Source organism: Spirosoma agri (assembly GCF_010747415.1).
Lineage (GTDB): Bacteria > Bacteroidota > Bacteroidia > Cytophagales > Spirosomataceae > Spirosoma > Spirosoma agri.
Genome location: NZ_JAAGNZ010000001.1, coordinates 521,704 through 535,647, shown reverse-complemented (window position 1 = coordinate 535,647; position 13,944 = coordinate 521,704). Strand labels below are relative to the sequence as shown.

The 13,944-nt window shown below is 47.8% G+C and carries 9 protein-coding genes and 1 tRNA gene; 6 read left to right on the top strand and 4 right to left on the bottom strand.

The window, feature by feature from the left end; all coding sequences use genetic code 11:
* Positions 1-246: 246 nt before the first annotated feature.
* From fabD to GK091_RS02150, 6 genes are all read left to right on the top strand, one after another.
* Positions 247-1,122 (top strand): ACP S-malonyltransferase, encoded by an 876-nt coding sequence (fabD, locus tag GK091_RS02175; RefSeq protein ID WP_164034983.1) that lies wholly within the window; start codon positions 247-249, stop codon positions 1,120-1,122.
* Between the two features lie 117 nt (positions 1,123-1,239).
* Positions 1,240-1,310 (top strand) — tRNA-Gln (locus GK091_RS02170).
* A gap of 389 nt (positions 1,311-1,699) precedes the next feature.
* A complete protein-coding gene (locus tag GK091_RS02165; RefSeq protein WP_170312619.1) occupies positions 1,700-2,377 on the top strand; it encodes a TetR/AcrR family transcriptional regulator in 678 nt (225 codons plus the stop codon).
* Between the two features lie 485 nt (positions 2,378-2,862).
* Positions 2,863-3,717 (top strand): alpha/beta fold hydrolase, encoded by an 855-nt coding sequence (locus GK091_RS02160; protein WP_164034982.1) that lies wholly within the window; start codon positions 2,863-2,865, stop codon positions 3,715-3,717.
* Between the two features lie 13 nt (positions 3,718-3,730).
* The gene (locus GK091_RS02155; RefSeq protein ID WP_164034981.1) at positions 3,731-4,225 is read left to right on the top strand and encodes an RNA polymerase sigma factor; all 495 of its coding nucleotides are present in this window, start codon (positions 3,731-3,733) and stop codon (positions 4,223-4,225) included.
* Positions 4,212-4,823, top strand: a complete 612-nt coding sequence (locus GK091_RS02150; RefSeq protein WP_164034980.1) for a hypothetical protein — start codon at positions 4,212-4,214, stop codon at positions 4,821-4,823. The genes GK091_RS02155 and GK091_RS02150 overlap by 14 nt, the downstream gene beginning before the upstream one ends.
* A gap of 3 nt (positions 4,824-4,826) precedes the next feature.
* On the opposite strand, the gene GK091_RS02145 is transcribed toward GK091_RS02150, so the two are convergent.
* The 4 genes from GK091_RS02145 to GK091_RS02130 all read right to left on the bottom strand — a co-directional run bounded on the left by GK091_RS02145 (position 4,827) and on the right by GK091_RS02130 (position 13,908).
* Positions 4,827-5,492, bottom strand: a complete 666-nt coding sequence (locus GK091_RS02145) for a hypothetical protein (RefSeq protein WP_164034979.1) — start codon at positions 5,490-5,492, stop codon at positions 4,827-4,829.
* 95 nt (positions 5,493-5,587) lie between these two features.
* Positions 5,588-6,943 (bottom strand): vanadium-dependent haloperoxidase, encoded by a 1,356-nt coding sequence (locus GK091_RS02140; protein WP_164034978.1) that lies wholly within the window; start codon positions 6,941-6,943, stop codon positions 5,588-5,590.
* 92 nt (positions 6,944-7,035) lie between these two features.
* Positions 7,036-10,407, bottom strand: a complete 3,372-nt coding sequence (locus GK091_RS02135; RefSeq protein ID WP_164034977.1) for a VCBS repeat-containing protein — start codon at positions 10,405-10,407, stop codon at positions 7,036-7,038.
* Positions 10,408-10,455: 48 nt separating this feature from the next.
* Entirely contained in the window at positions 10,456-13,908 is a 3,453-nt protein-coding gene (locus GK091_RS02130; protein WP_164034976.1) for a VCBS repeat-containing protein, read from the bottom strand.
* Positions 13,909-13,944 lie beyond the last annotated feature (36 nt).

The window sequence follows — 13,944 nt, the reverse complement described above, 5'->3', positions numbered from 1 at the left end:
GTGTCAAATTTTTGTTTGTCATCCACATCAAAAAAGCGGGTTCTTTCCTTTAATTTTCCGCTTACCCGACGGCCTATAAGCAGATTGCTGCCAACTTACTAAAAATCAGCATCTTACTAATTGAATCGCGTCAGTTTCTTGACTAAGTGTACGGAGTCCCGTTAATTTGTCAGTCACACGGTCCTCTAGTATCTCTATAAACCGTATTTGTTAATCCGGCCACATGTCTTGTTGGCCTTATAGTCTATGAAAGCATACGTATTTCCCGGCCAGGGCTCTCAATTTCGGGGCATGGGTCTTGACCTCTATCAACATTCCGAAGCCGCCCGTCAGCTATTCGATCAGGCGAACCAACTACTGGGCTATGATCTGACCCGGATCATGTTTGAAGGAACGGAGCAGGAGTTGAAGCAAACGATCTATACACAACCAGCGGTGCTGCTCCATGGGGTTGTGTTAGCGCTTACGACAGATTCGTTCGCTCCGGATATGGTAGCCGGGCACTCATTGGGCGAGTTATCTGCCTTGACGGCGGCAGGTGTACTCTCCTTTGAGAATGGGTTGACACTGGCATCCATTCGCGCCACTGCCATGCAGAAGGCCTGTGAAGTAGCTCCATCGGGTATGGCTGCGGTATTAGGGCTGGCCGACGATGTGATCGAGCGGATCTGCGCCGGTATTACTAGCGAAACCATCGTACCTGCCAATTACAATTGTCCTGGTCAGGTTGTTATTTCCGGCAGCATGGCTGGTATAGAACTGGCGGCAGAACAACTGAAAGCTGCGGGGGCAAAGCGGGTATTACCCTTACCTGTCGGCGGAGCATTCCACTCCCCGTTTATGGAACCTGCCCGTGAAGAATTTGCCAGAGCGGTTGAAGAAATGACCTTCAGCGAGCCCCGTTGCCCAATTTACCAAAACGTGAACGCTCAGCCAACGACCGATCCGGCTATTATTAAGGCTAATTTAATTGCCCAATTAACTGCACCCGTCCGATGGACACAGTCGGTTGAGCGTATGACAGCTGATGGGGCAACCGAATTTATTGAGTGTGGTCCGGGCAAAGTGTTGCAGGGGCTAATAAAAAAGATAGCTGCCGAGGCTATTGTAAGCGCTGTCTAACAAAAAAGAACGGACTGATAGTCAGCGAGAAAACGGAAAAGCGGTGCAAAAATCAGATTTTTTTAAGGCCAGTACTTGTTTTTGACTAGTTCAGGCCCTTATCTTTGCACTCGCAATTGCCCGATCGTCTAAGGGTAGGACGACAGATTTTGGTTCTGTTTGTGGAGGTTCGAATCCTTCTCGGGCAACAGGAACACGAAAAGAAAAGCTGCTTACGATACTGTGAGCAGCTTTTTTTATGTTTCTGTTATTCGATCCGAAAAAATGGTATCTTGTAATAACTATATTTTCGTACTATTAAATTTGTTAATTGCGCAAAAAATACTTACTATTGCCAAGATAGTATTATCGAGTAACATCTCATATTGGTTTGTAACAAAACGAGTTAAGCGTTAAATACAAGATAAACGTACATAAACCCGTTTTGTAAGTATAAAAGAGAGAAGTACTATAATTCGTGTTAATACCCGTAATCTATCGTTACAATTTTGTGGATCGCACATTCTCAATGTGACCACGCCTTTCTGATTACGTCAAATTGATATAATGTTTTGAATTTTAATGCATTCTTAGATACATGGAGAAGGACGAAAAGGTCAGACGTAACCGCGCTAAAACAACTCAGCGGATCGTAGAAGCGCTGGAAGAAGTAATCGCAGAGCGGGGTCTGGAAGGTGTGGGAGTCAATCGGGTAGCTGAAAAGGCTAATGTCAGTAAAGTACTGATTTACCGCTACTTCGGTGGTATGGAGGGACTTCTGGAATACTATGTGAAGATGGGTAAACTCTTTCCAGTATTCAATCCAGCTGTGCTGGACCAAATTCGTCCTTTACAAGAATCTGACGTAGCGCGTATTTGGTATCGTCAGGTGATTCAGACTTACCGTTACTTCCGGACGTTCAAAGCAGCCCGTGAGATTCTGAAAGCGACCGTTATCGAAAATGATTCGATCGCGGAAACAACGGCTAAAGCACAGGACGAAGAAATGACGCGCCTTGTTGAGCAGTTATCGTTCGTTAAAGGTGCTGACACTCAGGCAATTTCAGCAATTGTTCTTGGCGCGATGACTTATCTGACGATTATGGCTCAGAACGATCGCACAATGATTAGCATTGATTTACGGAGCGAGGAAGGTTGGAAACGCATCGAAAACGCCGTTAAAACAATCTATATTTCCTTGAATAAAATGGCAATTCAATCAAAAGAAGTTAACCTAGAGTTGCAGTCGGCACATTTGCCAATTGCTCAGTGGTAAAGTTAACGCTTAACAAATTGGGTCTATAAGTTATAGAATTCACATAATCTATAACTTACAGACCCAATTTGTTTTATGAACTGTCCCGGACAGCATTCATCTTCATTTCAGACGCGACGGCTTCGACAATCAGCCATTTCCGTAGTTGCGCATTACCCTGCTATCTGACTATGAGTTTCTGTCCTACCAGCCTGTAGTACAGTCGCTTGTTTACCCAACAATGTCAGCCTGTTTTAGTATCGCGGCTATGTGCGTTTGACTCTCTTCCGTTACCCCATCCGACGCTTCAGACTAATTAAGAAGGCCATGCCAATTCTTTAATCAGAATCGGCATGGCCTTCTTAATTATAAACCTACAATAGAGCCGGATAAAAAAAAACGAAGCTTACTGTAACAAACAACAGAAACTGGTTTCCAATGATCAATAACACCGCAACGGCGCCGACGCGGCAATTCATTGATCAACCAAACCAGTCTTTGTTATTATGAAAACGTTCTTGTTTTTAGCATTACTGCTTGTCGCTCGATTCAGTGTTGCTCAGCCAACATCATTCAGCGTCGTTGTCGTCGGTAAAGGACAGCCGATTCTGCTTATTCCTGGCTATTCCTGTAGTGGGGAGGTCTGGAATGAAACAGTAGACCACTTGAAAGATCGGTATGAATGCCATGTGCTGACGCTACCTGGTTTTGCGGGCGTTCCAGCCATTAAGAACCCGGTACTGGCGACAGTGCGCGACGAGATTATCCAGTACATCAAGACAAAAAAATTACGTCAACCAATTCTCATGGGTCATAGTCTTGGGGCCTTCATGAGCCTTTGGGTGAGCAGCAGAGAGCCGTCGCTGGTTAGTAAGCTCATTTGTGTTGATGGCGTACCGTTTATTTCCGCGATGATGAATCCGGCGACGAACGCGGATTCGCTCCGAAAAAATCCGATGTATAATGCCGACGTCGTGGCGCAGAATTTTGTGAACCTGCCAAACGGCAATTACGAAACCAATATGGTTAAGTCGATGCTTACGCAGGTGAGTGATACGACAAGAGCGCGGCAAATTGCCCGCTGGTCGGCGCTGAGCGACCGCCGAACACTTGGCTATACGCTTGTTGAGATGAGCCTGACAGACCTTCGAAATGACATTGCTCGTATCCAGTCGCCAACGCTCGTTTTGGGAAGTTTGTATTTTAATAGCCAGGCAACGAGCGAGCGAATTTTGACGGAACAGTACAAACAGCTAGGCCACAAAACGATAGCGGTTGCCCAGACGAAGCATTTCATTATGTACGACGATCCGCAGTGGTTTTATCAGCAGATCGATCACTTTCTACAAAGGGCTAATTAATTCTCGGAATCGTATGGCCCTACTTACGGACTTCGATACGCTGCACCAAACGTATTATCCCAAAGTGCTGAAACTATGCTTAGGCTATACCGGCGACTATGCACAGGCGCAGGATCTTGCTCAAGAGACGTTTGTGAAGGTGTGGCAAAACCTGGCAAAATTTAAGGGCGAGTCGCTGGTGAGTACCTGGCTGTATCGAATTGCCGTCAATACATGCCTGAATCATTTAAGAACGGCCCGGCATCGCCCTACGGATGCGCTCCAAACGCATCATAGCGAACAGATCGCGGAAGAGACAGGCGAGCTAGACCAGCAGATTAACCTGCTCTACAAATGCATCAGCCAACTCGCCGAAACCGATCGGCTCATCATTTCGCTCGTTCTGGAAGACACGCCTTACACAGAAATAGCGCAGATTGCCGGTATTTCGGACGGTAATCTGCGCGTCAAAATTCACCGGATCAAGCAACAACTCACCGACATCTATCATCGATATGGACGACTTTGAAAACCTCAAGCGAGTCTGGCAACAACAAACCATTCGACCAGCCGATTTTACCAGTGCCGAATTAAAGAAAACGAATGACGGTCACCAGCGAAAACTGGAACGAACGCAATTAATGTCTGCCATAGCCCTTTTGTTAACACCCGTTGGCATTATCTGGATTGGTTTTTTCAGTGGTATTACGTTTCAGTCCTCGTTAACGTATGGTGCCGTTATTCTGATTGCGCTTATACCAGCTGTACAGGGCATTATTAACCTAAGCACCTACAACTGGTTACGCCGGATCGATATAACGGCTCCGATTGCCGAGCATCTTTCACAATGGCAACGCTACTATGCCTTTCGAAAACGCATGATTCGATTCAATGGGCCCATTTACTTCCTGCTTCTCAATGGCGCGTTTGCGCTCTATTTTATTGAGATTTTAGGCTATTTCTCCTGGCTGGGCCGCGTTGTAGTATTAATCCCCTATGTAGCCTGGATGTTGTATGCTTATTTCGTTCTTGGCAAACGGAATCTGCAAAAAGAAACGGAGCGCCTGGAAGCAATCATTGGCAATTTACAGACCTTACAGCGTCAGCTCGATGCCCCTGAATCGTAACGCTTACCGACCATGACCGTGACCCGACCGGCCTGTACGTCCTAACCGGGTGCGGCCAATCCGAACCAGCGAACCCGAATCTGTCCGCAAGAGGCCATACCGGATACAGATGCCGTAGAATGTTTTGGATGAGTCGGTGGTTTCGTTGCTGAAATCGTAGTAGCCCGTTGTCAGGCCGATAGCTAAGCGGGGAGCGATCTGCGCGATAATGTTGTAGGTCAATTCCAGCATCAAACTCCCCTGCTGATCGAAAACCCGACCGGCGCCAATGGTCATCTCGTTGGCAAAAACACCATAGTTCGCCACGTCCATCGTAACCCGACCTTCCAGAAAAAGCGTAGAATCAGGTCGTAGGGTATTTCGGCCGAACGCGATACCCAGATCGATCACGTTGAATGTTTTACCGATTTCAATGCTCTGGCCTATGCGATCTCTCGATTTACCCGCACCCGTATATACCAGGAACGGGGTCGATCGAACATACCAGGGAGCGGCTTTGAAATTAAATACCGACCGCGTTGAATCTTCCGGTGACCGACTCAGCGCGCGATAAGTAATTCGATTCTGTTCCGCCCGGGTGCGCACTGAATCTTTCGACGATTGCGCTAAGAGCTTTGTTTCCGATACCAGTAAGATCAGCAGAAATAACGGTAGTAAACGTGATAGCATGGGAAGCGATGAAGTAGTGGTGAACCTATAATTTGCCAGTTACAAAAAAAGAACCGCCTAAAAAAACGGTTCTTTTTTTATGGACGTTTAATCGCCTACCGACTAGCCACAGCCGACTTACGGGCGCGAATTTTCTGGATGACCCACTTGCCAACCTGTTCGCCTTCTACCTGTCCATTCTCCAGAGCCGATCGATAGTGAATACCACCATACATACGACTTATTGAGGCTTCATTAGCGGCATCCCGAAATGATTTGAATGACCGAACGCCGTGACCATACTGAAACTCCGTTGAATCAGTGAAGGTAATATTGTCCCCGATCAGGTTTGTTAGTACGGTAGCCGCTGCCGTTGAAATTACGCTGTGGCCGCTGGGATATTCAGGGAATGGGGGTGTTTGCAGAAATGGCGTCCATTTCGGATCAATCGACTTATTGATAACCGTTTCGGGCCGAACCGTTTTTGTCCGGTATTTCTCATCCCAGCAGGAGATAAATCCATCGGTCAGGGCAAATGACGTTAACGCGTAGGCTTCAACCATTTGTATCATGGTTAATTTCTTTTTACGACCCACCGTTTGGGCAATACCCAGCCAGTGACCACCGGGCGTCATTTTCTTGCTGGCATACATGACGTGTCCAGCCACGTTCATAACGAAGGCATTGTCATCCCAGAAATAGGCGATGTCCTGTTTCTGTTTATCCAGATTCTTCCCAACCTGATAGACTTCATCCAGTTCTTTTTCGTATGGACTTCCTTTCACTAAGCTAAACGGAAAGGGGCGGGGCGGCATAAACTGACTACACGTATCCATGGCCCAGCAACGAATTTTGTTCCATTGAGGCTCTGCAGCGTCCATGTAAGCCGGTGGCGTTGGCACCCAGGTTCCCTCTTCGTTGGTCACCGTATGCTTGAAGCCACGCGTTTGTTTGTAGTTATCCTTCGCAGCATAATCCAGAATGTGTTTGGCTACCGTTTCACCATACGCCATGGACCGATCATATACCTCATCGGGCACACCATCTTTTTTGTATTGCTCATAAAACGTTTTTTCAAATTCATCATAGTATTCGACTGAAAACGTGAGCGCGCGGGCCACGGTCAGGAATGCGTGCGTGCTGGCCAGTGGGAAACAATACTCCTTGCCGGGTTCCGGCTTTGGACTCGCCTGAAAGCGCTTCAGTTTTCCGCCCAGCGATTCATACTGAGCATCGAATGGAGCGAGTGCTTCATAGCCAGCCAGGTTGGCATAGGCATAAATTCGACTGGCAACGGGGGGCGAAAAAATATCGTGAATGACAACCTGCGTCAGTTTGTTCAGAGCCGAATTGTAGTATTCAGGATTAGCCGCTTTGGCGTTGTATTCGACAGGAGAAGAAGACTTCTGGCATCCGGCAAACGCAACAAGCAGGATCGCCAGCAGGAAACTGAATCGAAACGGTACGTTCATAGTTCAGAATAGCAAGTTAGTACGGTGTTACAGATCAACTATAAACTGTTCTGTACTTACAAAATTAAGGGAAATTACCAGACAAAACTCAGTTAGAAAGCTGGTTTCCCTGAATCTAACGGCTTAAACAATTGCAGACCTGCTCCATTTCTGGCGACCACGATCAGTGGTCCCTGTGCGGTTTGCAATGGACGAATATCCCGAATCTCACCGTTGAGCAAGAACCCGGTATCGACTGGTGACAAGGCTGTGAAATGGCCTTTGCCGTCATTTTTCAGTACTAGCCCGTAACTGGCATCGTACCGTCCCTGATACGTGCTGACGTTGTAGAAATTGCCACCCCCTAGCACATCCAGATCACCATCATGATCAATATCGATCGCTTGTAACGCAAACAATTTCGACACCTGCGCCATCATAGGAAGTTCATGAACAACGAATTTGCCGTTTTTATTTTCCAGATAAACCGACGCAAACTGATTGACGGTCAGTTCATCGGCATCCTTCAATTCACTGTCGGTTAATACATTATTCAGCGGTTTTCCGGCAAATGATACGTAATCGGTAAAGCGCTTATTGATTACTCCGGGCATCTGCTTGCCCAGTTCATCTTTGAACGCCAGGGGATACCAGTCGTTGCCCCGGTTGTAGGCAATAATTTGCTCCGTCGTCTGGTTATTGTCAACATCTTTTACCCACATCCGTAGCTGTGAATCTGGTCTTTTGCGAAATTTTGTGTTCGTACCCAGATTGCCCGCCATCAGGTCAATATCACCATCGCGATCAAAGTCAGCGGCAATGATGCGCTGAAAAAAGCCGTTCAGGGGCGTCTCCCCTTCGGTGATTGGGCCGATTTCCGAGAGTTTACCTTTATCATTGATAAAGATCTTAAGAGGCATCCAATCGCCGGCTACGATCAAATCGGGGTCTTTATCACCGTCGTAATCAGCCCATACGGCGTCGGTAATCATGCCTGCTTTCCGAAGGCCAGTAGCCCGTTTGTCGGTTTGATCTGAAAAATGGCCTTTCCCATCGTTAATCAATAAGTACGAGTTTGGCGATTTACCGTAATTGAAACCCATTACGCGACCACCCACAAACAAATCCAGATCGCCATCCTTATCGACATCAACAGGTCGGACGCAGCTTTTGCTGTCATACATCGGCGGAAGTGCACTGGGAGCCCGGCTGAATTCCCCCCGGCCATCGTTCAGGTAGAGCCGGTCGAACTGTTCGGGCATTTTATCATAGAACTCGTTACCACCCGATACGACATACAGATCCAGATCCTTGTCACCATCCGCATCGAAGAATACAGCATCCACGTCTTCATACGTAGAATCAGTGATAAATGCCGGCTGAACAGACGATTTGAAGCGTCCGTCAGGCTGCTGGATCAATAAGCTTCCAACCTGCCATTTGGCACCACCCGCATACATGTCCTCCAGTCCGTCGCCGTTTACGTCACCAACGGCCAGATGCGGTCCTTCGGTCGATAGTTCAAACGGCATCAAGGGCTCACGCACAAAATCGAAATACTCCTTGTTTTCTTTGTGCTTGTAAGGGATCGAATCGTTCGCGGTTATATCAGCAAACAGCGGAGAGACTGCGGGAGCCGTGTAGCGGAAGTTTTTTCCATCCAGCTTCGCTTTGGCTTGCTGTAACGTGATTGTTTGGTTAGCCTTTACATTCCGCTGAATTTCCATCTGCTGGTTCGGCCAGATGACAATAAGGGAATCGACCGAATCATGTTGTCCGATACCAAACAACAATTCGGGCGCAACCGACGACTCAAACCCTCGCGTTGGCATCAGCTGTTGGACAAGCGTCGTGTCGTTGTACTTGAGAATCACCTTCGCTCCTACGCCAAACGTATTTGGCGCATCCCCTTTCAGCTTAATGGTCAGATGCTTGTTATTTGGAAAGACCTCATTGGCATCGTTTCGATACAATCCCGCCGGGTCGTCAATGTTGTTCGTAATCAGATCCAGATCGCCGTCATTGTCCAGGTCCGCGTAAGCCGCCCCATTCGAAAAGTTGGGGGTTTGGAAACCCCAGGCGGTAGACTTGTCTTCAAACTGTAAGGTTGATGTTCCCCGGTACAGATAATTATGTACCTTACCTTCGGGCATAAGCTTGACAGCCCGGTTGTCGAGCGAACGCGACGTTTCCATCGCATACCGCAACGAATCATCAGCGGCAAACTTTACATAATCCAGGTTATTGGGTCGGTGAACAATACCGTTAGCCACAAACAAGTCTTTTATGCCATCGTTGTCGTAATCAGCCAACAGCGGTGACCAGCTCCAGTCCGTAGCCGCCACGCCCGCCATAGACCCAATATCCATAAACTTCTTCCCCGACAAATTCAGTTGAAGGCAGTTCCGGCTATATTGGTTCATGTAACCGTAGGCCAGCTTGTAGAAGTAAATATCGAGTGGGTCTTCACCAAGCGATGACTTTTCGACGACTTCGTCTTCCGGGTACATGTCGAGTGTCATAATGTCGGCAAAGCCATCGTTGTTTACATCGGCCACGTCGTTTCCCATCGAAAACCGGCTGGTATGCTGAAACGCTTTTCGGACGCTCTCCGTGAACGTGCCATTCTGATTGTTGATGTAATAATAGTCGTCCTCGTGGAAATCGTTTGAAACGTATAAGTCTTCCCAACCATCGTTATTCAGATCGGCAACTGCTATGCCTAAGCCATAACCCATAGCAGCCCCGTAGATGCCGGCCTTTTCGCTTACATTGACAAAACGGGCCGTTTTCCCCGCCGGTGCTTTCCCGGCTTTAGTTATCAATTGATTTTCGTATAGATAATCACCGGACTCGTTGTGGCGCAGATTACGGGCCGAAACGCGGTCATAACTGCGGGACGTGTGCACAGCATGATTAAGCAGGTAGCAATCCAGATCGCCATCGTGGTCATAATCGAAGAAAGCAGCTTGGGTGGAGAAGCCTGTAAAGTCGAGCCCGTAGTCGGCTGCTTTTTCGGTGAATGTGTTGTCACCGTTATTGATATACAATTCGTTCGCGCCTTCAAGCCCCCGGAAGTTCCCAACAGCGCAGACGTAGATATCAAGGAATCCGTCGCCGTTAATATCTACCATTGTTGAACCAGTCTGCCAGTCCGAAAACCCTTCAACACCTGCTTTGGCGGTTATATCCTCAAACTTGAAATTGCCTTTGTTGAGGTAAAGCTTATTCTTCCCCTGGTTCGAGACAAAATACAGGTCCGTTAGTCCATCATTGTTAATATCGCCCGCGGATACACCGCCCCCGTTGTAGAAGTACAGGTAATCGAGTATGTTCAATTTCTCCGACGGCACGAGATGGTTCACGAAACCAACACCCGTCTGGGTTGAATCAAGGGCTTGAAAAAGCGGCTTTTCTGACTTGAGTGAATTACAACCAGTCAGTAGTACACTACTGACCAGTATCAATAAACCAATTTGTTTCATTGTAGGTAAGTCATTGACACGTGTCTGCTTAGCGACAGCATCAATTGTTTATTGGGTTACAGCGGCTTTAGCGCCGTTGGGAGTGGGTGCCTTGAGCGTAAATACTTGAGCGCGGTCGTTGTTCTTGGCCAGAATCAGTTGTCCCTGCGCCAGGCGTTTCATGCGCCGGACCTGGCCCCGCACAAAGAAACCGGATACCGCCGGATTTATCGATGTATACGTCACCGAATGCCCATTGGCTTTCCCTTCATTGCGCAGAACGACTCCATAACTGGCATCATAACGGCCTATTTCGGGAAGCACATCAAAAAAGTTTCCGGCCAGTACTAGATCAGTATGACCGTCACCGTCGTAATCCAGAAAGGTTGCACTGCACATCGGCGAGAACTGGGCTTCAGCAGGCAGCACCTGCAACGTCAGCTTCCCTTTCCCATCGTTGATCAACAGTACCGAGTTGCTCATGAACGATTGCTTGACAATAGCCTGTTTCAGTTGATCTTCGTCCAGCAGATCACTGATTTTTTTACCTGCGTAGTCGTTAAACTTTACAAATTTCTTTTTGATACTGGGCATTTCTTTCTGCAATTCACTTTTAAGCACCATCGGGTACAATTCTCCCGTTTCATCGGCGCAGTTGATAATTTGCTCCATCGTGCCGTTATGGTCGAAATCACTAACGTACAGTTCAGCGGGTATCGTTTGGGTAGCCCGGATACGTGAATTCTGACCCAGATTTCCAATGACCAGATCGAGGTCGCCGTCGCCGTCAGCATCGCCTGCGGTAACACAATTCCACCAGCCGTTCGTCTTCGGACTTTCCCCTGCCGCATTGACAATAGTCATTTCAGCGTTCTGACTTAATTTCCCATGCTTGTTTTCAAAGATGCGAATCGGCTCCCAGTCTCCTACCACAATTAGCTCCGGGTACCTGTCACCATTGAGATCAGCCCACGTTGCTGACGTAACCATACCCAGTTGATCTACGTCGGGCAATATGCGTTTAGTATAATTCTTAAAATTTCCCGTACCATCATTCGTAAGTAGATAGCTGGCCGGATTGACACCGTACTGACCCGGAATCATCCGTGAACCCACGAATAAATCAATGTCGCCATCCTGATCGTAGTCGGCAGCCGTGACACACGAACCACTGGCTCTCAGGTTTGGTAGGCCCGATTCTGAGCGTGTAAATGCGCCTTCACCGTCATTAATATATAGTCGATCCAGTAACTCATCGGCCTCTGCCCCGAACTCATTGCTACCTGAAACGACGTAAAGATCCAAATCATTGTCTTTATCCGCATCGAACAGAACCGCGTCTACCGCTTCGTAGGTTGTATCCTGCCGTATAGCGAGTGGCGTTTTATCGACAAACCGCCCCCCCTGCTGAACGAATAATCGGTGCGGTTGTCCACTGGCTCCGCCGAAGAAAACATCGTCCAGGCCATCGCCATTCACATCGCCGGTTGCCAGCGCGGGACCCTGCGTCGAAAACTGCTGTTTCACCAACGCATCGCGGTTGTAATCAACAAATGGACTCTCCTTGTGTACGAAGTTCAAACCCGACTTCGTAGTATTATCCTGAAAAATTGGCGTTTGAGTGGTCCTGACCGGTTTCCAAATCTGCGTCGCATCCTGTTGACGCAACGTAAGCATCTGGTTCGCTTTCGGTCGTTGCAGTGTCTGCATCCGATCGTCAGGCCATATCACGACGACCGAATCCAATTGCGGCTGATTGCCGAGGCCAAATACCATGTTAAGATCGACCGACGACTGAAAACCACGATTAGGCATTTGTTGTAATAGCTGCATTTGTGGTTTATCGGATGCATCGTGCTGATAGACAAAAACGCGCGCGCCTATAGCATTGCGGTTCAGTCCTTTTCCGTCCAGTTTTACTTTCAGATAATTAGTTTTGAGATTCTCGACAGATCGATTCTGATAGATGGCGACTGGCGCGTTGACGTTGTTTACGATCAGTTCCAGATCACCATCATTATCCAGATCGCCATAAGCAGCCCCATTAGAAAAGTCAGGCTCGGATAGGCCCCAATCGACGGCTTTGTTTACGAACTGTAGATTTCCTTCGTTGTGGAAAGCGTAGTTCGGAACCGCTTCGGAGGGTGCTTTATCCAGGAATTCTTTAAAATTGAACGAACGCTGCCGGGCAATCTGAGCCATGTTTTCACGATCGGCCAGGAAATTCACAAAGTCCTGATCTGTAACGTCTTTAGCAATACCATTCGCGACAAACACATCTTTCAGGCCATCGTTATCCATATCGAAAATCAGTGCGCCCCAACTCCAGTCGGTTGCCTGAATGCCCGCAAATCGCGCGATATCGCTGAAAACGGGTAATCCGGCATTTCCAGGCTGATTACCCTGGTTCAGATGGAGCATGTTCTGCATAATCTGATAATGGAAATCCCGGCCCGCTTTAATCTGTTCCAGATCGTGACTCTCAAATGTGGACGTCTTTTTCAACCGCCGATCATTGCCGGGTAACATATCCGTGATGAAAATATCAAGGCGACCATCATTATTGATATCGGCGACATCAGCTCCCATCGACGACAGGCTTGTGTGGGGCATGGACTCTTTTATCGACTCCCGGAATGTGCCATCCTGATTATTGATGTACAGATAATCGCGTTCGTAGAAGTCGTTGGAAATGTAAATGTCCGGCCAGTTGTCTTCGTTCACATCGCCGATGGTTATGCCCAGCCCAAAACCAATCAAACTACCATAGATACCCGCTTCTTCAGAAACGTCCTTGAATACGGTAGAAGGCATTTTACCTGCCTTCACAGCACCGCGCTCAACAGTCATATTCCGAAACAACTTATGACCACCCAACGAGTCCCGCTGTTCCCTGATGTTGGCATAAACGAGCCGACCAACGGGCATGAAGCTGTTATTGAGAAGGTACATATCAAGGTCGCCGTCACGATCGTAATCGAAGAAGGCAGCATGTGTCGAGAAACCGCCATCGACAAGACCGTATTCAGCAGCCCGCTCCGTAAATGTAGGAACACCGTTCGGACCGACTCCGTTGTTGATAAAAAGTTCATTACCCCGTTTATCACCGGGTCTTATGCCCGCATTGCACACGTAAAGATCGAGCAAACCGTCCCCATTCACGTCAGCGAACGTTGCTCCTGTGCTCCATGCGCGTTGACCGGCGACGCCCGCTTTTGTCGTGATGTCCTCGAAGGTTAGCTTACCTTTATTCAAGAAGAGCTTGTTATCGCCCATATTGGCAATTAGCAACACATCCGATAAACCATCATTGTTGACATCACCAATGGCAACTCCACCTCCGTTGTAGAAGTTACGATAGTTGAAGATGTTAAACTCTTTATCGTCAGTAACGGTGTTGGCGAAGTGAATCTGCGTCTCGTCGGGAGACAGTTTTTGAAAGAGCGAATCGGCTGGGTTTGGTTGTTCGGAATGACAACCAAACAAAAGAATGACTGCCAGAAAGAATAGACTAATGCGCATTAACACAACTACATGAATGAAAACGTACCGTAACGA